We start from the raw sequence: 22,872 nt of genomic DNA, 5'->3' as shown, positions 1-22,872 counted from the left end.
TACCAAACCACAAAAAATTAGCAATCAATCAACACAATCTCTGATGGATCCAACGCGAGATTTGCTGCAGTGCTTTGTCAAAATTCTGGTAAACCGGGCTAAACGGCACCTCCAGCAGCTTGCCATCGACAGATGACGAGGTGATTAAACGTGACTCCTCTTCCGGGCTGAATGGATCGTTCTTCCAGTAGCCCGAGAGCATCGGCGTTGGGCAGCGTCGCCCCAGCAAGCCCTGCGTTTTTAACGAATAACGGTTGAGCTCGATGCGCAGCGCCTCGTCGGAGGCTTGCTGCATGCCCAGGCGGCTGGCGAGCACGTCCAGATACATCTCTGGCACGCCCCCCTGCCGGGCGGGTTCGCTAAGCAGGGCGTGGACGACCGGACCGAGACAGGCCACCGCCTTCAGGCGCGACGACTCCAGATAGGCCAGACGCACGGCCACGTTCGCACCAAAACGGAAACCAAATGCCGCGACGCGGGTATGATCGACCCAGGGATTTTTTTCCAGCGATCTCAGGGCGTGCTGATGGAGCAAGCTGGAATCCTGGGTCAGCTTCCATTTCGAAGAGAAGCCAATAGAGGGCATATCCAGGGTGAGCATCGCGACGCCCTGCGGGGCGAAATAGCGTTCATAAAGGCTGTAATAATCGGTCTGCAGAGAATCGAGGCCGCCGCACATCATAACCGTCGGGAAGGGACCCTCGCCTGCGGGCATATGCAGGAATCCGGTCACGGAGGGGCCGCCGGGAATGGTGAATTCGATTTCACGTATCCGCCCCGGCAGGTGCTGCGCGGCCTCCTGATAGGCGCGATTCGCCAGCGCCTGCGCCTGCTCTGCCAGCTCATCGCCCTTCAGATGCGGATACGCCGCGATACTGTAAAGGTCGGCGGCGTGCAGCCAGTGCTGGCCGCTGAGGGCCGGGTCTGGCTCCTGCGTGGCTTTCTGCTGCCAGAGCATCGCCTGTTTTGCCCACTCATAGATCCAGTTGCCGCCACGATATCCCACCACCGTGTCGTACAGTTCCGGATCGGTACGCTCAGCATCACTCATCACAATGCGCGCCTGCACCTCCAGAATTTCACGCGGATCGATTCCGCGCCAAATCCACATCAGGCGGTTAATCATGCGATACCAGTGAGGAATATTTTTGCCATCCAGCGCGGACTGCACCTGCTGCTCTGTGCCACTGTTGAAGCGGCGAACCAGGGTCGAGGTTTCCGGATGTTTGAATTTGGGTTTGAAGAGAATTTCGCTGAGATTCGCCTGGGTCATTTCGCGCTGCCTCTAGAGATACGTCAGAGAAGGCTATTGTAACGTGCTACAGGCAAAAACAATAACGCCCGGCGTCACCGGGCGTTAAAAAGAGGATTTAGCGGCCTGAAATAGGCGGTACGAAGACCACGCCCATATCCCATGGCTGCTCAATCCAGGTATCTTGCGGGATATCAATCACATAATCATCCACCAGTGGTTTACCCGCCGGTTTTGCGAAGATAGTGACGAAATGCGCTTTTGGATACATTTCGCGAATAGCGACCGCGGTGCCACCGGTATCGACCAGGTCGTCAATAACGATAAAGCCTTCGCCATCACCTTCGGCGCGCTTGAGTACTGTCAGCTCACGCTGGTTGTCATGGTCGTAGCTGGAGATGCAGACGGTATCGACATGACGAATACCCAGCTCACGTGCCAGCAGCGCCCCCGGTACCAAACCGCCACGGCTAACGGCGATAATGCCTTTCCACTGTTCGGAAGGCATCAGGCGCGCAGCCAGTTTGCGTGCGTGAATCTGCAACATGTCCCAGGTGACGACGTATTTTTCGCTCATGTGAAGTGTCCCAGCCTGTTTGTATACGGCTTAAAAAAATGAGGGGTGAACCAGGTTGCGCGAGATTATAGAGATCTGACGCACTAAAAACCAGTGTTAAGCGGCATGGGGTGGAGTTTTTGCATGCTTAATACTATGCGTTGCCAGAGAAAGTGGTATTCTCAACCGCATCTCGCAAGTCTGACTTGTGGTGACTCTAAACCTGCTAACCCCGTGTCCTGCATCCCTGTTGCAGGATATCGACAAGGAGACTCATAGTGTCTGAACTGTCTCAACTATCTCCACAACCGCTGTGGGATATTTTTGCCAAAATCTGCTCCATTCCTCACCCTTCCTATCACGAAGAACAGCTTGCCGAACACATCATGGGCTGGGCGAAGGAAAAAGGGCTGCACGCCGAGCGCGACCAGGTTGGTAACATTCTGATCCGTAAACCTGCCACCAAAGGCATGGAAAACCGCAAAGCAGTTGTACTGCAAGCGCACCTGGACATGGTTCCACAGAAAAACAACGACACCGTCCACGACTTCACTAAAGATCCGATTCAGCCGTACATCGACGGCGAGTGGGTTAAAGCGCGCGGCACCACGCTGGGCGCGGATAACGGTATCGGCATGGCCTCTGCCCTGGCCGTACTGGCTGATGACAGCGTTGAGCATGGCCCGCTGGAAGTGTTGCTGACCATGACGGAAGAAGCGGGTATGGACGGCGCATTTGGTCTGCAGGCCAACTGGCTGCAGGCAGATATCCTGATCAACACTGACTCCGAAGAAGAGGGTGAGATCTACATGGGTTGCGCTGGCGGTATCGATTTCATCGCCACCCTGCCGTTGACCCGTGAAGCGGTACCCGCCAATTTCCAGACCTTTAAGCTGACCCTGAAAGGGCTGAAAGGTGGCCACTCCGGCGGCGATATTCACCTGGGCCTGGGCAATGCGAACAAACTGCTGGCACGCTTCCTGGCAGGCCACGCGGCCGAACTGGATCTGCGCCTTGTCGATTTCAATGGCGGCACCCTGCGTAACGCCATCCCGCGCGAAGCCTTCGCCACCGTCGCCGTTGCGGCTGACAAAGCCGACGCGCTGAAAAACCAGGCGAACGTTTATCTGGATATCCTGAAAAACGAACTCTCGGTGAAAGAGAAGAACCTGACCGTGGTGCTCGAAGCCGTCTCCAGCGACAAAGCGGCGCTGACTACCGCATCCCGTGACGCCTTTGTTCAGTTGCTGAATGCCACACCAAACGGCGTGATCCGTAACTCCGACGTCGCGAAAGGGGTGGTGGAAACCTCCCTGAACGTGGGCGTGGTGACCATGAGCGACGACAGTGCAGAAATCATCTGCCTGATCCGTTCACTTATCGACAGCGGTAAAGAGTACGTTGTGAGTATGCTGGAGTCGCTGGGCGCCCTGACCGGAGCGAAAACATCCGCAAAAGGCAGCTATCCAGGCTGGCAGCCGGACGCAAGCTCGCCGGTAATGGCCCTGGTTCGTGAAACCTACCAGCGTCTGTTCAACAGCACCCCGAACATTCAGGTGATTCACGCCGGTCTGGAGTGCGGTCTGTTTAAAAAACCGTACCCGGATATGGACATGGTGTCTATCGGCCCAACCATTACGGGTCCGCACTCGCCAGACGAGCAAGTTCATATTGAAAGCGTGGGCCACTACTGGACCTTGCTGACAGAACTGCTGAAAGCCATCCCGGCGAAATAAGCATTTCTGCTCGCCATCCAGCCCGGCTCCGCCGGGCTTTTTTATAACCCCAGCAACAGCTGCCGCTCTAATTGCGGATCCAATAGCGTGACGTGTAAACCCACCAGCCGTACGCCCCGCCCTGCCCGACGCTCTGCCCAGGTTTTCTTCGCGGTGGCGACAAGGTCGTCTTTGTTGAGACGCGGCCAGACGTGCTCCTGGGTCGTCTGCTGAAAATCGTTAAATTTAAGTTTGACCCCCTGACGGGCAATCAACAGGTCTGGCTTCACTTTCGCCAGTCGCCGCTCTAGCTCGGGATAGAGCTGTTCGGTAATGATTTTTTCACACTCCGCCCAGTCATGAATGTCATCACTCAGGGTGTGCTCCACACCAACCGATTTTCGCAGCCGCTCGCTGTTAACGTCGCGATCGTCAATCCCCTGGCTTCGCTCCCACAACACCCGGCCAAATTTACCGAACCGCTTAAGGAGCATAGCAAGATCGCTATTTTGCACATCTTCGCAGGTGCGAAGCCCCATGCTCTCCAGCTTTGCCGCAGAGACTTTGCCCACCCCGGGGATTTTACTGAGCGACAGGGTTTTTAAGAACGCCGGGACGTCATCGGGCGTGATCACATACTGACCGTTGGGCTTATTAAGATCGGACGCGATCTTGGCCAGGAATTTTACCGGCGCCACCCCCGCCGAGGCGGTGAGGTTGAGTTCGTTGGAAATGGTTTGGCGAATCTCCTGCGCCATCAACGTTGCCGAGCCGTGGCAATGCAGGCTTTCCGTAACGTCGAGATAGGCTTCGTCAAGCGACAGGGGCTCAATGAGAGAGGTGTAGCGGGAGAAGATATCGCGAATATGCAGCGACGCTTCTTTGTAGGCCTCAAAGCGACCCGGCAACAGGGTTAAGTGGGGGCATAGCTTCAGGGCCATCGCCGTAGGCATGGCGCTGCGCACGCCAAATTTGCGCGCCGGGTAGTTTGCCGTGCTGATGACGCCCCGCTTTACGCGGCTGCCGCCGATAGCAATGGGAATATCCCGCAGCGCCGGATTGTCCCGCATCTCTACCGCAGCAAAAAAGCAGTCCATATCGACATGAATGATTTTGCGCATTCCATTCACCATACCTGTAATTGCATACAGTATAACAAACAACATTTAATGCGACAGCCGTTTTAGCGTCTCATTACCGTCATACGGCTATGTTAAAAAGAGAACCCTATAAAAATCTTATAATTCATTATTTTAAAAAATCTCTGGAGATCGTTTCATGAACAAACGGATTGCCGCCTCGCTGCTGTTTCTCAGCACCTCGCTCTGGGCCAGCCCAGAAATCATTGCGCATCGTGGCGGCACGAGCGACGCGCCAGAAAATACCCTGCCGGCCATTAAGCTGGCGCTGCAAAATCAGGCTCAGGCCATCTGGATAACCGTACAGCTTAGCCGTGACGGCGTGCCGGTGCTTTATCGTCCCAGCGACCTGCAGGCGTTAACGTCAATGAAGGGAAAAGTTTCTGCCTACACCGCTGCCGAGCTTACGACCTTTAATGCCGCTACCAAATGGAAAAGGACGATTGCAAATGCCACCATCCCGACGCTAAAAGCCGTACTGGAACAGTGGCCAGAGACCCGGTTCTTTATTGATATTAAATCGCCGGACGCGGCGCCGGAGGAGATGGCGAAACAGTTGACGGCCACCCTGCAAGAGACGAATAGCTTACAGCGGGTTCGCGTTTACTCCACGGAAGATCGTTACCTGGACGCATTGCCGCCTACGGTACCGCGTTTTGTGACCCGCAGTGAAACCCGGACTCGTCTGGCAAACATTTCGCTGAATCATCTGTGCGATGCCCCAGCCAAAACCATGGATGAATACTGGTATGGCCTGGAGCTTAACCGTAAGGTTGAGATAGTCGAAAAATTCACGCTTGGCGAAGGCATTTCGCCGGCGACGCTGACGTGGGACAAAGAGGCGATGACCTGTTTCCGTTCGCAGGGGAATGCGCACATTATTTTACTGGGCATCAACGCCAGCAAAGATTTCCAGACTGCAAAAATGCTGGGTGCCGACGGTGTCGTGGTCGATTCCCCTGCGCAGGCCAGCCAGTGGCATTAATCGTTAATCAGGCCGCGAGCGCGGCCTGATGATTTTAGAGTATTCTGCCCTGCTGACGCCGGGCATCACGTTCCATCCGTTTTTTCCGCGCATCGCACGGTTCCGGGCAGTCGCACACTTTCTCCATGCCCAGGGAGGAGATCCCACCGCAGCTGCCCTGCAGGCTTTTACGCTTGATGATCCAGCCGAGCGACATGGCAAAGATAACCAGCACAAATACCGCAAAGGTGGCGATAAAAACAAACATATCAGCCTCCGAAGTCGTCCAGCATGATGTTCTCATCCTCCACGCCAAGATCTTTCAGCATCCTGATAACCGCCGCGTTCATCACCGGTGGACCGCACATGTAGAACTCGCAGTCTTCCGGCGCGGCATGGTTCTTGAGGTAGTTCTCATACAGCACGTTGTGAATGAAGCCAGTATAGCCCGTCCAGTTATCTTCCGGCTGCGGATCGGAGAGCGCAACGTGGAAGCTGAAGTTAGGATTTTCTCGCGCCAGCTGTTCAAACTCGTCATCGTAGAACATCTCACGCCGCGAGCGGGCACCGTACCAGAAGCTGATTTTACGCTTACTGCCAAGACGCTTTAGCTGATCGAAGATATGTGAGCGCATCGGCGCCATGCCAGCACCGCCGCCGATAAAGACCATTTCGGCCTCGCTCTCTTTGGCAAAGAACTCGCCAAACGGCCCGGAAATCGTGACCTTATCGCCCGCTTTCAGCGACCAGATATAGGAGGACATAATTCCCGGCGGCGCATCAGGCACGCCCGGGGGCGGCGTGGCGATACGCACATTGAGCATGATGATGCCCTTCTCGTCCGGATAGTTGGCCATGGAGTACGCCCGCAGCGTGGGCTCTTTGACGTCAGAGACGAAGCGGAAAAGATTAAATTTATCCCAGTCCGCACGGTACTGGTCAGGCACATCAAAATCGGCGTAAGCCACGGTGTGTTCGGGACATTCGATTTGAATATAACCCCCTGCACGGAAGGGAACATCTTCGCCTTCCGGTACCCGTAGCTTCAGCTCCTTGATAAAGGTGGCTTTGTTATCGTTGGAGATCACTTCACACTGCCACTTCTTAACGCCGAAAATCTCTTCAGGCAGTTCGATTTTCATGTTCTGGCGCACCGCCACCTGACAGGCCAGACGACATCCCTCTTTCGCCTCGCGCTTACTGATATGCGCAAGCTCGGTGGGGAGGATGTCACCGCCCCCCTCTTTCACGACAACCCGGCACTGTCCGCAGGAGCCGCCGCCGCCGCAGGCGGAGGAGACAAAAATGCCGTTGCCGGAGAGCGTATTGAGCAGCTTATCACCCGCTGCGGTGCGAATCTGTTTGTCCGCTTCATCGTTAATATCGATCGTGACATCACCTGCATTAACCAGCTTCGCACGCGCCACCAGAATCAATCCGGATAGCATCAGAACGATGAGCGTAAACATCACGACGCCAAGAATAATTTCCATTTATTAAGCCCTTATAGCTGCACACCGGAGAAGGACATAAAGCCCAGCGCCATTAAACCGGTGGTGATAAAGGTGATCCCTAAGCCGCGTAAACCGGCCGGCACGTTAGCGTATTTCATTTTTTCGCGGATCCCTGCCATGGTGACAATCGCCAGCATCCAGCCAATACCCGAGCCAAATCCGTACACGACCGACTCGGTGAAGTTGTAATCACGCTGAACCATAAATGACACCCCGCCAAAGATGGCGCAGTTCACCGCAATCAACGGCAGAAAGATCCCCAGCGCGTTGTAAAGGGATGGAAAATATTTATCGAGGATCATCTCCAGAATCTGCACCAGCGCAGCAATCACGCCAATAAAGGTAATAAAGTTAAGGAAGCTGAGATCCACCCCTTCCACCAGCGCACCGTCGCGCAGCACCAGGTTGAAGACCAGATTGTTAATCGGGACCGACAACCCCAGCACCACCGTCACGGCCACGCCAAGACCAAACGCGGTCGATACCTTTTTGGAGACGGCAAGAAAGGTACACATCCCGAGGAAGAACGCGAGCGCCATGTTTTCGACAAACACCGCGCGCACAAACAAACTAAGGTAATGAGCCATTGTCGGTTACTCCTTTTCCTGCTGCTCCGGGCGCCAGGTTCTCACCGCCCAGATCAACAAACCGATAATGAAGAAGGCGCTTGGCGCCAGCAAAAACAGGCCATTCGGCAGGTACCAGCCACCGTTTTGCACGGTATCCAGTACCGTAATCCCAAACAGTTTTCCGCTGCCAATCAGCTCTCGCAGGAAGCCCACGGTCAGTAGAATCACCCCGTAACCGAGGCCGTTGCCAATGCCATCCATAAAGCTTGCCAGCGGCGGCATTTTCATGGCGTAGGCTTCAGCCCGGCCCATCACAATACAGTTGGTGATGATCAAGCCGACAAACACCGACAGCTGTTTCGAGGTTTCATAGGCGAAGGCGCGTAACAGTTGATCCACCACGATCACCAGCGAGGCGATGATCGCCATCTGCACAATAATGCGTACGCTGTTGGGGATATGGTGGCGAATCATCGAGATAAACATGCTGGAGAACGCCGTCACCAGCGTCACCGCCAGAGTCATGACCACCGCCGTTTCCAGTTTTGTGGTCACCGCCAGCGCCGAGCAGACCCCCAGCACCTGCAGGGTGATAGGGTTATTGGCAATCAACGGCCCAATCAAAACCCGTTTGACTTCTTTCAGCTCGCCCGCGTCAGCCATGATTCAGCTCTCCTTCACGTACTTTTTTAAGAAAGGGCCCAAAACCCAATTCGCCCATCCAGAAATCGAAACTGTGTTGTACGCCGTTCGAGGTGAGCGTGGCGCCAGAAAGGCCATCTACCGCGTACTCGTCGCCTTGCCGCGCAGCGCCTTTCATCACTTTCAGCGCCGGCTGCCCGTTATCGTCCAGTACTTTTTTGCCAATAAATTGCGCACGCCAGCCCGGGTTTTCGACTTCACCGCCCAGCCCCGGGGTTTCTCCCTGATCGTACCAGGTGATGCCTTTAACGGTGCGACCATCGGTATCAAGGGCCACAAAGGCATACATCATTGACCACAGGCCGTTGCCATAGACCGGCAGAACCAGCTGCTGCACACGTTGTTGTTCATCGCGCACCAGGTAGATTTCAGCAACGTTGCTGCGACGCTTAATACCCGCCGGATCTTCGCTGGCCTCCAGTACCGTACTCATTTTGGGATCCTTTAGCGCCAGCCCCTGGTTATAGCTGTTTGGATCCTTGTCGAGTATCGCGCCGGTTTTTAGCTCCACCAGCTTCGGCGTGATACGCTCGGCAAAGGTCTGTGCGACCTCTTCAGCACTCATCTCACCCTGCATGAGTCCCGTTACCGCCAGGATATTGCGCTGTTTGTCCAGGGCTCGCTGCTCCTGCTGGCGCGACTTCAGCCCTACGGCAGAGCCCGCCACCACAATGGAGCACACCAGGCACAGCACCAGCACCACCATCAAGGTCTTGCCGATGCTATCGTTATTTTTGTTCTCAGCCACGCGCCTTCCTCCGTCTGATGTTGGCCTGCGCTACCAGGTAGTCGAACAGCGGCGCGAACAGGTTGGCAAACAGGATCGCCAGCATCATCCCTTCCGGATAAGCCGGGTTGACCACGCGGATCAACACGCACATGGCACCGATCAGGATGCCGTAGCACCACTTCCCTTTGTCGGTAAATGAAGCCGAAACCGGATCGGTTGCCATAAACATCATGCCGAAGGCAAAACCGCCCAGTACCAGGTGCCAGTACCATGGCATAGAGAACATCGGGTTGGTGTCGGAACCTATCAGGTTAAAGAGCGAGGCGATGGCAATCATGCCGATCATGACCCCGGCCACGATGCGCCAGGAGGCGACGCGACCAAACAGAATGATGGCACCGCCAATCAGGATCATCAGCGTTGATACTTCACCTATCGACCCCGGAATGGTGCCGATAAAGGCATCAAACCAACTAACGGGCTGGCCGGTGGCGTTATTGACCAGCGTCTCACCGCCGTGTGCCGCCCACTGCGAAAGCGGCGTTGCGCCCGAGAAGCCGTCAGCCGCCGTCCAGACCAGGTCGCCAGAAATTTGGGCCGGATAGGCAAAGAAGAGAAAAGCACGGCCGGCCAGGGCCGGATTGAGGAAGTTACGTCCGGTGCCGCCGAAGAGTTCTTTCGCCATCACCACGCCAAAACTGATGCCCATCGCCGCCTGCCACAAAGGAAGCGTGGGGGGCACAATCAGGGCAAACAGAATTGAGGTGACGAAGAATCCCTCGTTAATCTCGTGCTTACGCACGATGGCAAACAGCACTTCCCAGAAGCCACCGACCAGGAAAACCGTCATATAAACAGGCAGGAAGTAGACGGCCCCCAGGGTCATCATGCTTATCCAGCCAGCATCGGCAGCAAAGCTCACGCCGAGCATCTGCGCCACGCGGTAGTGCCAGTCGCCCTGAATAACCTGCTGGAGTTGCTGGGCGTCGTACAGATGGTGCAACGCCGGGATGGTTTGCAGGCCCACGTTGTACATGCCCCAGAACATCGCAGGGAAGACGGCAAACCAGACGAGGATCATCATCCTTTTGAGATCGATGGCATCGCGTACGTGCGCAGCCCCCTTCGTCACCTGACCCGGGGTGTAAAACACCGTTGTGGTCGCTTCAAACAGCGGGTAATACTTTTCCAGTTTGCCGCCATGCGTAAAGTGCGGCTCCAGTTTTTCAATGAGATGTTTCAGGCCCATCGGTTATCCTTCCTGCTCAATGCGGGTTAATACCTCGCGCAACACCGGTCCATATTCGTATTTTCCTGGGCAAACGTAGGTGCAGAGCGCCAGATCTTCTTCATCCAGCTCCAGGCAGCCCAGCGCCTGTGCGCCGTCGGTATCACCGGCCAGCAAATCGCGCAGGAGCAGAGTGGGCAAAATATCGAGCGGCATTACCCGCTCGTAGTTGCCGATGGGAACCATGGCACGTTCGCCACCATGGGTGGACGTCGAGAAATTAAACAGCTTTTTACGCAGGAAATGGCCGAGGGTGGTGCGGGTGACGGAATGCTTCTCCGCGCCCGGCATCACCCAACCGAAAAGCTCTTTTTCACGCCCTTCCAGCACGACGCTGACCTGCAGATGAAAACGCCCGAGGTATGCCTGCGCACCTGTGGCATGCCTGCCGCTCAGCACCGAACCGGAGATGTGACGGTTTTCCCCATCCAGGGTCTCCTGGGCCAGCAGTTCGTTAAGATCGGCACCCAGTTCGGTACGCACCAGTCGCGGCGTTTTCAGCTGTGGGCCGCCAAGCGCGATCACGCGTTCACTGGAGAGCACCCCGGTGGTAAAGAGCTTACCGATGGCGATGACATCCTGATAATTGAGATGCCAGACCTGTTTTGTCAGGCTCACCGGCTCAAGGAAATGGATATGCGTACCTACCAGCCCGGCCGGATGCGGGCCAGCAAACGCATTAAAGGTCACTTGCCCCTGTGCATGACCGCCCAGCTTCCCGCCGCTGGCCTGGCAGACATGTACCCGCCCGTCGGTCAGACGCGTCAGTACCGTTAGCCCGGCATCAAAGTCCTGACGCTGGGCCAAAATAATCGGCTGCGGGTCAGCGCTCAGGGGATGGGTGTCGATAGCGGTCACGAAAATGGCTGCCGGGACCGTATCGGGAACCGGCGTTTTACTGTAAGGACGCGTGCGTAGCGCCGTCCAGAGACCAGAAGCCAACAGTTGCGCTTGCACTGCCGAACGACTGAGCGTTGGCAGCTCAGCGAGCGGGTAGTGGGCGAACTCACGCTGGCTGTCGCCCTCAATGCGAATCACCACCGATTGCAGAACACGCCGCTCGCCGCGATGAATAGCCACCACGGTGCCGCTGGCCGGGGCGGTAAAGAGCACGCCCGGGTTCTTTTTATCTTCGAACAGCGCCTGTCCTTTTACAACGCTGTCCCCCTCCTGTACCAGCATGGCAGGCCGCATCCCCACGTAGTCATCCCCCAGAACAGCGACATGATGCGGGCGCGAGCCTGGAGAGATCTGCTGCACTGGAATGCCGGAGATCGGCAAATCAAGTCCTTTTTTGATTCTTATCATAGTGTTAGCAATACCCATAAACAACCTGACCGGCGAACAAGCCAGACGGGTCAATAATCGATACACAGGAAGAAAGGGAGGGTTGAGGCACCCGGATAAGCGGCGGAGTTGAGCCAACTCCTGAGAAAAGCATCCTTTCTAATCCTTCGGTCTTAAGGCTGCCGAAGTGTACCATTTCCCGGGTTCAGGCGGCAGGAATTGCGGCGTGCCGGGCACTAAAATGCGAGCTAATGCGCAAAGTTCTCACAGCCATCGCAGACGAGATGGGATATAACGTAAAACTATTTTGTAAACCCGCGCCCTGGATCTTGCGAAAAACTCCAGTGGTGCTAATGTGAGCGCTCCTAAATGCAGATAAATCTGATTTCGGGTCTCTTTTGCCGTCCTGGCAAGTTGGTTTAGTTTTATCAAGGAACATGTAGTATGCGCAAAATCGCATTGTTCATTGCGATGCTTCTGATTCCGTGCGTGTCATTTGCCGGGCTGCTCAGCAGCGATAGCTCGACAACGCCGGTCAGCAAAGAGTATAAGCAACAGTTGATGGGGTCCCCTGTCTATATCCAGATCTTTAAAGAGGAGCGGACGCTCGATCTTTACGTGAAGATGGGTGAGACGTATCAGCTGCTCGACAGCTACAAAATCTGTAACTATTCCGGCGGACTAGGCCCGAAACAGCGCCAGGGCGATTTTAAGAGTCCGGAAGGGTTCTATACCGTGCAGCGCAGCCAGCTCAAACCCGATAGCCGCTTCTATAAAGCGATCAATATCGGCTTCCCGAATCAGTACGACCGTGCGCATGGTTATGACGGCAAATACCTGATGATCCACGGTGCCTGCGTCTCAGTTGGCTGCTACGCCATGACCGACAGCGGAATTGATGAGATCTTCCAGTTTGTGACCGGCGCACTGGTGTTTGGCCAGCCTGGCGTTCAGGTGAGTATCTATCCGTTCCGCATGACCGATGCCAATATGCAGCGTCATAAATACTCTTATTACGCCGATTTCTGGAAACAGCTCAAACCGGGTTATGACTACTTCCAGCAAACGCGTAAGCCGCCGACCGTATCAGTCGTGGATGGCCGCTATGTGGTCAGCAAGCCGCTTAGCCACGAAGTGGTTCATCCACAGCTGGCGTCAAATTACGCGGTCCCCGAGGCAAAATAAGACCCACTCTCCTGGCATGATCTTTTGCCAGGACTCATTGCCCGTCAGCGGCTGAGTGGCGATCACCGTGACCACATCGTTGGGTGTGGTCTCGGTCTGAAAATCAATTTCCACATCCTGATCCAGCAGCTTTGCCACACCGAACGGCGCCCGACGGGTGATCCAGAAGAGGTTGGTAGAGCAAAACGCCATGACGTAACGCCCGTCCGACAGCAGCATATTAAATACCCCTTTCTCACGTAGCTCGGTGGCCAGCGAGGCGATGTATTTGAATACCGCGGTCATATTGCCTGGCGTGCGCGGGTAGCGCTCGGTCAGTTTGTGCAACAACCAGCAAAAAGCCTTTTCGCTGTCGGTTTCGCCCACCGGGCGGAAGTTGCCGGTTTCCAGCGATTTATAGCCCGACAGTTGCCCGTTATGCGCGTAAGTCCAGTTACGTCCCCAGAGCTCGCGGGTAAAGGGGTGGGTATTTTCCAGCGCCACTTCGCCGCGATTTGCCTGGCGAATGTGGGCAATCACTGAGCAGGATTTTATCGGATAATCCTGCACCAGACGGGCTATAGGTGAGTTAAAGCTGGGTTGTGGATCCTTGAAGGTGCGACAGCCTTTGCCTTCATAGAAGGTAATACCCCAGCCGTCTTTATGCGGCCCGGTCCCTCCTCCGCGCTGCACCAGCCCGGTAAAACTAAAGCAGATATCGGTTGGCACATTGGCGCTCATCCCGAGCAGTTCGCACATACATGACCTCCACAACAGCGGGGACAATGATGCCCCCGGCGAAGATTTACTTAACCATCTCTTTTTCGATCAACTGAATCAGGATATGAATCACTTTAATGTGAATTTCCTGGATGCGGTCAGCATAGCCAAAGTGAGGTACGCGGATCTCGATGTCCGCCGTGCCGGCCATTTTGCCGCCATCTTTACCGGTCAGGGTGATGACTTTCATCCCTTTCGCCCGGGCCGCTTCAATCGCTTTGATGATGTTACCGGAGTTACCAGACGTGGAAATGCCCAACAGAACATCCCCTTCACGCCCCACCGCTTCAACATAGCGAGAGAAGACATAGTCGTAACCAAAGTCGTTGCTCACGCAGGAGATGTGGCTCACGTCGGAGATCGCAATCGCCGGGTAGCCCGGACGGTTTTCACGATAACGACCGGTCAGCTCTTCGGCGAAGTGCATGGCGTCACAATGTGAGCCACCGTTGCCGCAAGAGAGCACCTTACCGCCGTCTTTAAAGCTGTCGGCAAGCAGGACCGCCGCGCGCTGAATAGCGTGGATATTGGCTTCATCTTTCAGAAAGTTGGCCAGCGTTTCCGCCGCTTCGTTCAGTTCGTTACGAATAAGATCCTGGTACATGAGGATAATCCTTCAGTATTGATGAAATAACAGTGCGAGTGTAACGGATAGCGCGAAAAGCGAGAAGCTAAAGCCACACGATTCGTCGGCGGTTTTGATTTTTTGTGCCGGGTAAAACATGAACAATGTGAACCAGGTTGTAATTACTTTGTAAACACATTGCTAAAAGAAGTGACATCCACTACAACCATATCATCACAAGTGGTCAGACCTCCTACAAGCAAGGGAGCTTTTCTTTATGATGATTTTGAGTCTTATCGCAACCGTTGTTCTGATCGGTGCGCTCTTTTATCACCGCGTCAATTTGCTGCTGAGCAGCCTGATTTTGCTGGCCTGGACCGCAGCGCTGGGATTAGCTGGCCTGTGGAATATCTGGATGGTACTGCCGCTGGCCATCATCCTGTTGCCGTTCAATTTACCGTCGATGCGTAAGTCGATGATCTCTGCCCCGGTATTCCGCGGTTTCCGTAAAGTGATGCCGCCGATGTCCCGTACAGAGAAAGAGGCAATCGACGCTGGCACCACCTGGTGGGAAGGTGACCTCTTCCAGGGCAAGCCGGACTGGAAAAAACTGCACAACTATCCTCAGCCGCGTCTGACCGCAGAAGAGCAGGCCTTTATCGATGGCCCGGTAGAAGAAGCGTGCCGCATGGCAAACGACTTTGCTATCACCCATGAGATGGCCGATTTACCGCCTGAGCTTTGGGCATATCTGAAAGAACATCGCTTCTTCGCGATGATCATCAAAAAAGAGTACGGCGGCCTGGAGTTCTCGGCTTACGCGCAAGCCCGCGTGCTGCAAAAGTTGGCCGGGGTTTCGGGCATCCTGGCGATCACCGTCGGGGTACCTAACTCATTAGGCCCGGGTGAGCTGCTGCAACATTACGGTACGGAAGAGCAGAAAAATCACTATCTGCCGCGACTGGCCCGTGGCCAGGAGATCCCTTGCTTCGCATTGACCAGTCCGGAAGCGGGCTCCGATGCGGGCGCCATTCCGGATACCGGCGTGGTCTGCATGGGTGAGTGGCAGGGTGAGCAGGTGCTGGGTATGCGCCTGACCTGGAACAAGCGCTACATCACGCTGGCACCTATCGCCACCGTGCTGGGGCTGGCCTTTAAACTCTCTGACCCGGACAAACTGCTGGGCGATGATGAAGAGCTGGGCATTACCTGTGCGCTGATCCCGACCTCAACGCCTGGCGTTGAAATTGGCCGCCGCCACTTCCCGCTGAACGTGCCGTTCCAGAACGGGCCGACGCGCGGACAGGATATCTTTGTCCCGATTGATTACATTATTGGCGGTCCGAAAATGGCCGGTCAGGGCTGGCGTATGCTGGTGGAGTGTCTGTCGGTCGGGCGTGGTATTACCCTGCCGTCGAACTCTACCGGTGGCCTGAAATCGGTGGCGATGGGGATTGGTGCTTATGCGCATATCCGCCGTCAGTTCAAAATTGCCATCGGCAAGATGGAAGGGATCGAAGAGCCTCTGGCGCGTATCGCAGGCAATGCCTACGTGATGGACGCCGCGGCATCATTAATTACCTACGGCATCATGCTCGGCGAAAAACCGGCGGTGCTGTCGGCGATTGTGAAGTATCACTGTACCCACCGTGCGCAGCAGTCGATTATTGATGCGATGGATATCGCAGGCGGTAAAGGCATTATGCTCGGCGAAGGCAACTTCCTGGCGCGAGGCTATCAGGGTGCGCCTATTGCCATCACCGTAGAAGGGGCAAACATTCTGACCCGTAGCATGATGATCTTCGGCCAGGGGGCGATTCGTTGCCATCCTTATGTGCTGGAAGAGATGGCGGCGGCGCAGAACAACGATCTCGACGCGTTCGATAAGCTCTTCTTTAAACATATTGGTCACGTGGGAAGCAACGAAATGCGTAGCTTCTGGCTGGGTCTGACGCGCGGTCTCACCAGTGCCACCCCAACCGGCGATGCCACTAAACGTTACTACCAGCACCTTAACCGCTTGAGTGCTAACCTGGCGCTGCTCTCGGACGTCTCCATGGCCGTGCTGGGCGGAAGCCTGAAGCGTCGTGAACGCATCTCAGCCCGTCTGGGCGATGTGCTGAGCCAGATCTTCCTCGCCTCGGCGGTACTGAAACGCTACGACGATGAAGGCCGTCATGAAGCGGATCTGCCGCTGGTGCACTGGGGCGTACAGGATGCGCTTTATCAGGCAGAACAGGCCATTGATGATCTGCTGGCGAACTTCCCGAACCGCTTTGTGGCCGGTGCCCTGCGCGTGGTGATCTTCCCGACCGGACGTCACTACCTGGCACCGAGCGATAAGCTGGATCATAAAGTGGCGAAGATCCTGCAAATACCGAGCGCAACCCGCTCCCGTATCGGCCGCGGTCAGTATCTGGCCCCGACGGAGCATAATCCGGTCGGTCTGCTGGAACAGGCGCTGCTGGATGTCATGGCGGCCGACCCGATTCACCAGAAAATCTGTAAACAGCTGGGCAAAAACCTGCCGTTTACCCGTCTGGATGAACTGGCTCAGCAGGCGATGGCGGGTGGGATCATCACCCCGGATGAAGCGGCTGTGCTGGTGAAAGCGGAAGAGAGTCGTCTGCGCAGTATCAACGTTGATGATTTCGATGCTGAAGAGCTGGCGACCCAGCCGGTAAAGCTGCCGGAGAAGGTCCGCAAGCCTGAAGCGGCGTAAGCCAAATCGGACCGACAAACCCCGCCCCGTGCGGGGTTTTTTATTGCCCCCATTTCGCCGGGCCTCGTGCTACAGTGTTTTGATGCGGTCCTGTGAGGAGTCTTAACTGTGCCTGGTTTGAAAATTACGCTGTTACAACACCCCTTAGTCTGGATGGATGGCCCTGCCAACCTGCGTCATTTTGATCGTCAGCTGGAGGCGATTTCCGGTCGCGATATCATTGTGTTGCCGGAGATGTTTACTACCGGCTTTGCCATGGAAGCCGCGACAAAATCGCTGGCACAGGAAGAGGTCGTGGCCTGGATGCAGGCAAAGGCACAGCAAGCCAACGCGTTGATCGCAGGCAGCGCTGCCCTGCAAACTGAACGTGGCCCGGTGAACCGCTTCCTGCTGGTGGAGCCTGAAGGTAAGGTGCATTTCTACGACAAGCGCCACCTCTTCAGAATGGCCGATGAGCATCAGCATTACGAGGCGGGTAATGTGCGCGTGGTGTTTGAGTGGCGCGGCTGGCGTATTCTGCCGCTGGTCTGTTACGACCTGCGCTTCCCGGTCTGGTCACGTAACCGCGACGATTATGACCTTGCGCTGTATGTTGCCAACTGGCCCGCTCCGCGCTCGCTGCACTGGCAAGCTCTGCTGACCGCGCGGGCCATTGAAAACCAGGCCTGGGTCGCGGGATGTAACCGGGTAGGCACCGACGGCAATGGTCACCATTATCGTGGTGATAGCCGGGTGGTGAGCCCGCAGGGCGAGCTCATTGCCACCGCCGAGCCACATCAGGCGACGCGCATTGACGCTGAGCTCTCGCTGACGGCGTTAAAGGAGTATCGGGAGAAGTTCCCTGCCTGGCAGGATGCGGATCCGTTTCGTATTGAGTGAGTTCTCCTCACCCTGACCCTCTCTCCAAAGGGGCGAGGGAACCGTGCAATGCCGTTCCCTCCCCCTAAGGTCAGTTATTAACTCACTAACGCCTGCCCGTCTTTGCGGCTCTCCGTCGCGGCAACATAGTGCCCCTCCGGCAGGCGATAGATCACCTGTGCGCCGCCAAAGTTGTACTCTTGCAGCGGATCCTCCACCACAATCTGATGCCCACGCGCACGCAGCGCGGCGATGGTATTGCGATCGAAGGTGGATTCGACGATCACCTCCCTGCCCTGCACTACGCGCCAGCGCGGCGCATCGATCGCGGCCTGCGGGTTCTGGCCGTGCAGCATAATTCGCAGCGCCATTTGCATATGCCCTTGCGCCTGCATCGGCCCGCCCATCACGCCAAAGGACATCAGCGGTTTGCCGTTGCCGTCCATCGCAAAGCCAGGAATGATGGTGTGGAACGGACGCTTGCTGCCCGCCAGCGTGTTCGGGTGTTTAGGATCCAGCACAAAGCCGCAACCGCGGTTTTGCAGGCTGATACCGGTATCTGGCACTACTACGCCTGAGCCAAAGCCCATAAAGTTAGACTGGATGAACGAGACCATCATTCCGCTGGCGTCGGCCGTAGAAAGATAGACCGTGCCGCTCTGGGTCGGTGAACCGTAGACAAAGTCAGAGGCGTTATCCGGGTCGATTAGCGCGGCGCGTGATTTCAGATAATGGTCGCTCAGCAGCTCTTTGGCGGCAAATTCCATATGAGCTTCATCGGCCACATAGCGGTCAAGATCCGCCAGTGCCAGCTTCATGGCCTCGATGGAGAGGTGCAGCGACTGCACGGAGTCCGGGTGATGCTTTTCAATGCCGCACTGCTCCAGAATACCCAGCGCGATCAGCGTCGCAATGCCCTGGCCGTTAGGCGGTAACTCCTGAACGGAACCGCCGGCAAAATCACGTGACAGCAGCTCCACCCAATCCACGCGATGGTTGGCAAGATCGTCTTTCGTCAGGTGTGCGCCATGCTCGGTTGCAAAGGCGGCAATTTTCTCTGCCAGCTCGCCCCGGTAAAAGGCCTCGCCATTGGTTTTGGCAATCAGCTCCAGCGACGCGGCCTGCGCCGGATTGCGGAAGATCTCACCCACCCGCGGCGCGCGGCCTTCCGGCGCGAAGCAGGCGCTAAAGCCGGGCTGATCTTTTAGTTTGTTGTAACCGCGCTGCCAGAGATGGCCAATCAGCGGCGATACCGGGAAGCCATTCCGCGCATATTCAATGGCAGGCTGTGCCAGCGTGGTGAGGGGAAGCGTGCCGAAACGCTCTGCCAGAGCCACCCAGCCGGAGACCGCGCCAGGCACGGTTACTGCATCCCAGCCCAGCTCGGGCATGGCGGTTTTCCCGGCAAAGAGATCCGCATGCCAGCTGGCCGGCGAGCGCCCGGAGGCGTTCAGACCATGCAGCTTTTCGCCATCCCAGATGATGGCGAAGGCATCGCTGCCGATGCCGCAACCCGTTGGCTCCACCACGGTCAGCGCCATGGCGGTGGCGACCGCGGCATCGACCGCATTACCACCCAGTTGCAGCATACGCATACCTGCCTGCGCCGCCAGCGGCTGTGACGTAGCCACCGCGTTATGTCCCATCATGGGCGGACGGCGAGAATCGTAACCGGTCGTAAAATCAAGCGCTTTGGTCATCATGACTCCTTAGTCGTGGCGCGGGTCGAGCGCATCGCGCAGGCCGTCACCGAGTAAATTAAAGCCCTGCACCGCCAGGAATATGGCGATCCCGGGGAAAACAGACATCCAGGGCGCCTGTTCAAGAAAACCTTTTGCCGTATTCAACATCGAGCCCCAGGAGGGGTTTGGCGGCTGTTGGCCCAACCCCAAAAACGAAAGGCTGGCTTCGGCAATAATCGCTGAAGCAATCGCCAGCGTGGCCTGCACCAGAATCGGCGACATCACGTTTGGCAGCACGTATTTGATGATGATCCAACGGTCCGGCAGACCGATCGCCCGCGCGCCGTCGATGTACTCTTCGTTGCGAATAGCGATCACCTGGCCACGCGTCAGGCGAGCAAAAATCGGCATCGCCGAAAGACCGATGGCGATCATGGCGTTGGTCAGGCTCGGGCCTAAAAACGCCCCCAGCGCGATAGCCATGATCAGGAACGGGCAGGCCAGCAGCGCCTCGATAAAACGGGAGATGACGCCATCCCAGATCCCCTGGAAGTAGCCCGCCACCAGCCCCAGCGGGACGCCGATAACCACCGCAATCACCACCGAGACACAGCCCGCCATCAGCGAGGTACGCGCGCCCCAGATGATGCGTGACAGAATGTCGCGCCCCAGTTCGTCGGAGCCAAACCAGAACAGCTCCGACGGCGGCTTACGGACCGCGAGGAAGTTCGCTTTCACCGGATCGAACGGGGCAATCCAGGGTGCCAGCAGCGCAATCAGGACAAAGATCCCCACAACCACGGCCCCTATTACCGCACTTTTGTTGGCGAGAAATTTTTTCAGCACCCGGTTCTGCGCGCGGGGGGTGACGGCCGCAACGGATTGAGTAGTCAGTTCCGCCATAATTAACCTCGCATTTTCGGGTTGATAAGCACGTAGAGGACGTCCGCCAGCAGGTTCAGCATCAGGAAGCCGATAGCCACAATTAGCACCACGCCCTGCACTACCGCGTAGTCGCGGTTAAAGACAGAATCGACGATCATTTTGCCGAAGCCTGGAATAGTGAAGACCTGTTCGGTCAGGACCGCCCCGCCCAGCAACTCGCCAAACAACAGCGTGGTAAGGGTGATCACCGGCACCAGCGCGTTGCGGAATGCGTGCTTGAGGATCACCGCGTTGGGCAGCAGCCCTTTGGCCCGCGCGGTACGGATATAATCTGCCTTCAATACCGCGATCATCGAGGCTCGGGTATGGCGCATGAGCGTCGCCGCCAGACCGGTACCCAGCACCGACGCAGGCAGCAGCAGCGTGCGCAGGTTCTGCAGGGGATCTTCGCTAAACGGCACATAGCCTGAGGCGGGAAGCCACTGCAGATTGACCGAGAAGACCAGAATCAGCAGGATCCCCAGCCAGAAGTGCGGTATCGAGATCCCGGAGATCGCCACGAAGTTAGCCCCATGATCCACCCAGCTATTTTTATTCACCGCGGCAAGGATCCCCATGCTGATGCCAAACACCAGCGCGATGATCATCGCCAGCAGCGACAGCTCAAGAGTTACCGGCAACTTGCTGGCAATCAGCGTGGTAACCGGTTCATGGGTACGTAAGGAGACACCGAGGTCGCCCTGCAGCGCGCGGGTCAGCCAGTCGTAATACTGCACCGGTAGCGGTGCGTCGAGGTTTAACTCCGCGCGCAGTTGAGCGATGACCGCCGGGTCACGCTCCTCTCCCGCCATCGCAATCAGCGGGTCGCCGGGCAGCAACTTTTGCAGCCCGAAGACCATCATGCTCACAAGCAGCAAGGTCGGGATGGCCAGCAGCAGGCGTTTGCAAATCAGTTCCAGCATGGTTTCTCCTCACGCCCTCAGTTATTTGGCCAGCGACAGGCCCGCCAGACGCACGATACCGTCCGGATAGGGCTTGAACCCCTGTACGTTCTTATTCAGACCGAAAATACGCGGTTCGAAGTAGAGGTAGGCGATCGGCATATCGGTTTGCAGCTGCTTCACGACGTTGTTGTAGAGCGGCTGGCGTACTGCCGGGTCGTTACTCAGACGTGCCTGCGCGAGCCACTCGTCTACCTGCGCGTTGCTGTAGCGCCCATCGTTGAGGTTGCCCTTGCTGTTGATGAAGCCATAAATGCTGCCATCGGGATCAGGACGGCCTGACCAGCCGGAGAAGCTCAGCTGATAATCGCCGCTCTGCTGGCGATCCAGTAACGTGGCGAACTCGGTCATTTGCAGATTGAGGTTAAAGCCCGCTTCCGCCACCATCGCCTGCAATACCTGGCCTACCTGCTGCGAGGTGGGGTTATTCGGCACCAGCAGATTGACGTTCAGCGGCGTGGTCACACCCGCGGCTTTCAGCAGCGCTTTGGCTTTTTCAACGTCGCGCGGCGGCACCGGCACCTTCACATGGTAAGGACTGACCGGCGAGAACGCCTGGTTTGCTGGCGTATAGAGTCCTTCAAACACCACCTGGTTCAGCGCATCGCGGTCAATCGCCTGTGAGAAGGCTTCACGCACGCGAGCATCCTGGAACGGATCGTTTTTCGACACCTTGCCGTTATTGATATTAAAGGTGATGCCCTGGTAGCCGAGGCCAGTGACCTTCGCCAGCGCCAGTTTGCTGTCGGCCTCAACGGTTTTGACATCGCTTGCGGCCACGCCTTCCGTGAGATCCAGATCGCCCGCGCGCAGGTTCGCCAGACGCACCGACGCATCCGGGATCGGCAGATAAATGATTTTGTCGAAGTGGTAGGCCTCTTTGTTCCAGTAATTATCGAAACGGCTCAGCACGATGCGATCCTGCGAGACGCGGCTGTCAAATTTATAGGGGCCAGAGCAGACCGGATGCGCGGCGAAGTCGGGTTTCGCCGCGGCTTGCGGCGCCATCATTGCGCCGGCACGGTCGGTAAGCTGCATCAGCAGCGCCGCGTCCGGGGTCTTCAGGTGGATAGCAATCTGGGTTGGGCTTTTTACCTCCACCGATTCGATGGAGGAGATTTCGCTTTTACGCAGAGAACCTTTCAGCGTGAGGGCGCGATCGAGGTTATATTTCGCCGCAGCCGCATCAAACTTTTCGCCATCGTGGAAGGTGACCCCCTCGCGCAGATTCATGGTCAGGGTTTTACCGTCTTCGCTCCATGTCCAGTCTTTTGCCAGCCCTGGCACCACTTTCAGGTGCTCGTCCACGTCCACCAGCCTGTCGCACAGCGAGGCAAAGATAAAGCGGCCATAATAGGTGCGCGCCAGGTGAGGATCGAGCATATCGGGATCGGCACCGAGGCCGATGCGCAGCACGGTTTCAGACTGCGCAGGCAGCGCCGCGCCCAGCAACATAACACTTCCCAGTACGGTCAAAAGAGAATTTCGCATTGTCATTA

At 56.6% G+C, this 22,872-nt stretch carries 21 protein-coding genes; 5 read left to right on the top strand and 16 right to left on the bottom strand.

Going from position 1 to position 22,872, the window contains the following annotated elements; translation table 11 throughout:
• Positions 1 to 28: 28 nt before the first annotated feature.
• The gene (frsA, locus tag B2Q93_RS09620; protein ID WP_046886716.1) at positions 29 to 1,273 is read right to left on the bottom strand and encodes an esterase FrsA; all 1,245 of its coding nucleotides are present in this window, start codon (positions 1,271 to 1,273) and stop codon (positions 29 to 31) included.
• 97 nt (positions 1,274 to 1,370) lie between these two features.
• Entirely contained in the window at positions 1,371 to 1,829 is a 459-nt protein-coding gene (gpt, locus tag B2Q93_RS09615; RefSeq protein WP_040077024.1) for a xanthine phosphoribosyltransferase, read from the bottom strand.
• Between the two features lie 257 nt (positions 1,830 to 2,086).
• Between gpt and pepD the strand changes: the two genes are divergently transcribed.
• Positions 2,087 to 3,544, top strand: coding sequence for a cytosol nonspecific dipeptidase (gene pepD, locus B2Q93_RS09610; protein ID WP_286932699.1), 1,458 nt, complete (start codon positions 2,087 to 2,089; stop codon positions 3,542 to 3,544).
• A 41-nt stretch (positions 3,545 to 3,585) separates the two neighbouring features.
• Here the strand turns inward: pepD and dinB are convergent, their stop codons facing one another.
• Entirely contained in the window at positions 3,586 to 4,644 is a 1,059-nt protein-coding gene (gene dinB / locus B2Q93_RS09605; protein WP_286932697.1) for a DNA polymerase IV, read from the bottom strand.
• 157 nt (positions 4,645 to 4,801) lie between these two features.
• Between dinB and B2Q93_RS09600 the strand changes: the two genes are divergently transcribed.
• On the top strand, positions 4,802 to 5,647 hold the full coding sequence (locus tag B2Q93_RS09600; RefSeq protein ID WP_286932695.1) for a glycerophosphodiester phosphodiesterase family protein: 846 nt from the start codon (positions 4,802 to 4,804) through the stop codon (positions 5,645 to 5,647).
• 34 nt (positions 5,648 to 5,681) lie between these two features.
• Here B2Q93_RS09600 and nqrM read toward each other — a convergent pair whose 3' ends face one another.
• From nqrM to B2Q93_RS09565, 7 genes are read right to left on the bottom strand one after another with little or no spacing between them, the layout of a single operon-like run.
• Positions 5,682 to 5,894, bottom strand: coding sequence for a (Na+)-NQR maturation NqrM (gene nqrM / locus B2Q93_RS09595; protein WP_046886712.1), 213 nt, complete (start codon positions 5,892 to 5,894; stop codon positions 5,682 to 5,684).
• A gap of 1 nt (position 5,895) precedes the next feature.
• The gene (gene nqrF / locus B2Q93_RS09590) at positions 5,896 to 7,119 is read right to left on the bottom strand and encodes an NADH:ubiquinone reductase (Na(+)-transporting) subunit F (protein WP_286932693.1); all 1,224 of its coding nucleotides are present in this window, start codon (positions 7,117 to 7,119) and stop codon (positions 5,896 to 5,898) included.
• Positions 7,120 to 7,130: 11 nt separating this feature from the next.
• Positions 7,131 to 7,727, bottom strand: coding sequence for an NADH:ubiquinone reductase (Na(+)-transporting) subunit E (gene nqrE, locus B2Q93_RS09585; protein ID WP_046886710.1), 597 nt, complete (start codon positions 7,725 to 7,727; stop codon positions 7,131 to 7,133).
• Between the two features lie 6 nt (positions 7,728 to 7,733).
• Entirely contained in the window at positions 7,734 to 8,372 is a 639-nt protein-coding gene (locus tag B2Q93_RS09580) for an NADH:ubiquinone reductase (Na(+)-transporting) subunit D (protein ID WP_032616678.1), read from the bottom strand.
• Complete coding sequence (locus B2Q93_RS09575) at positions 8,365 to 9,159, bottom strand: Na(+)-translocating NADH-quinone reductase subunit C (protein WP_046886709.1); 795 nt, start codon at positions 9,157 to 9,159, stop codon at positions 8,365 to 8,367. The genes B2Q93_RS09580 and B2Q93_RS09575 overlap by 8 nt, the downstream gene beginning before the upstream one ends.
• Positions 9,152 to 10,390, bottom strand: coding sequence for an NADH:ubiquinone reductase (Na(+)-transporting) subunit B (locus tag B2Q93_RS09570; protein ID WP_046886708.1), 1,239 nt, complete (start codon positions 10,388 to 10,390; stop codon positions 9,152 to 9,154). Before B2Q93_RS09570 ends, B2Q93_RS09575 begins: the two co-directional genes overlap by 8 nt.
• 3 nt (positions 10,391 to 10,393) lie before the next feature.
• Entirely contained in the window at positions 10,394 to 11,737 is a 1,344-nt protein-coding gene (locus B2Q93_RS09565) for a Na(+)-translocating NADH-quinone reductase subunit A (protein WP_046886729.1), read from the bottom strand.
• A 423-nt stretch (positions 11,738 to 12,160) separates the two neighbouring features.
• Between B2Q93_RS09565 and dpaA the strand changes: the two genes are divergently transcribed.
• Positions 12,161 to 12,901: a peptidoglycan meso-diaminopimelic acid protein amidase gene (gene dpaA, locus B2Q93_RS09560; RefSeq protein ID WP_040077036.1), complete on the top strand. Its 741-nt coding sequence runs from the start codon at positions 12,161 to 12,163 to the stop codon at positions 12,899 to 12,901.
• Here dpaA and B2Q93_RS09555 read toward each other — a convergent pair.
• On the bottom strand, positions 12,872 to 13,639 hold the full coding sequence (locus B2Q93_RS09555) for a class II glutamine amidotransferase (RefSeq protein WP_286932690.1): 768 nt from the start codon (positions 13,637 to 13,639) through the stop codon (positions 12,872 to 12,874). The two genes, dpaA and B2Q93_RS09555, sit on opposite strands and share 30 nt — an antisense overlap.
• 46 nt (positions 13,640 to 13,685) lie before the next feature.
• Positions 13,686 to 14,264 (bottom strand): D-sedoheptulose 7-phosphate isomerase, encoded by a 579-nt coding sequence (gene lpcA, locus B2Q93_RS09550; protein ID WP_040077038.1) that lies wholly within the window; start codon positions 14,262 to 14,264, stop codon positions 13,686 to 13,688.
• Between the two features lie 238 nt (positions 14,265 to 14,502).
• On the opposite strand from lpcA, the gene fadE reads away from it, so the two are divergent.
• The gene (gene fadE / locus B2Q93_RS09545) at positions 14,503 to 16,947 is read left to right on the top strand and encodes an acyl-CoA dehydrogenase FadE (RefSeq protein ID WP_286932688.1); all 2,445 of its coding nucleotides are present in this window, start codon (positions 14,503 to 14,505) and stop codon (positions 16,945 to 16,947) included.
• Between the two features lie 108 nt (positions 16,948 to 17,055).
• Complete coding sequence (locus tag B2Q93_RS09540) at positions 17,056 to 17,826, top strand: amidohydrolase (protein ID WP_286932686.1); 771 nt, start codon at positions 17,056 to 17,058, stop codon at positions 17,824 to 17,826.
• Between the two features lie 77 nt (positions 17,827 to 17,903).
• Here the strand turns inward: B2Q93_RS09540 and B2Q93_RS09535 are convergent, their stop codons facing one another.
• From B2Q93_RS09535 to B2Q93_RS09520, 4 genes are read right to left on the bottom strand one after another with little or no spacing between them, the layout of a single operon-like run.
• Entirely contained in the window at positions 17,904 to 19,505 is a 1,602-nt protein-coding gene (locus B2Q93_RS09535; protein ID WP_212477335.1) for a gamma-glutamyltransferase family protein, read from the bottom strand.
• Between the two features lie 9 nt (positions 19,506 to 19,514).
• Complete coding sequence (locus B2Q93_RS09530) at positions 19,515 to 20,390, bottom strand: ABC transporter permease (protein WP_212477124.1); 876 nt, start codon at positions 20,388 to 20,390, stop codon at positions 19,515 to 19,517.
• A 2-nt stretch (positions 20,391 to 20,392) separates the two neighbouring features.
• Positions 20,393 to 21,334, bottom strand: a complete 942-nt coding sequence (locus B2Q93_RS09525; protein WP_040077043.1) for an ABC transporter permease — start codon at positions 21,332 to 21,334, stop codon at positions 20,393 to 20,395.
• Positions 21,335 to 21,355: 21 nt separating this feature from the next.
• Positions 21,356 to 22,870, bottom strand: coding sequence for an ABC transporter substrate-binding protein (locus B2Q93_RS09520; protein ID WP_286932682.1), 1,515 nt, complete (start codon positions 22,868 to 22,870; stop codon positions 21,356 to 21,358).
• Positions 22,871 to 22,872: the final 2 nt, after the last annotated feature.

Origin of the sequence: Leclercia sp. UBA5958 (genome assembly GCF_002430365.1) — a bacterium.
Classification (GTDB): domain Bacteria; phylum Pseudomonadota; class Gammaproteobacteria; order Enterobacterales; family Enterobacteriaceae; genus Enterobacter; species Enterobacter pneumoniae.
Note: the sequence above shows the minus strand (reverse complement) of the source record. Positions and strands in the feature narration are given on the sequence as shown.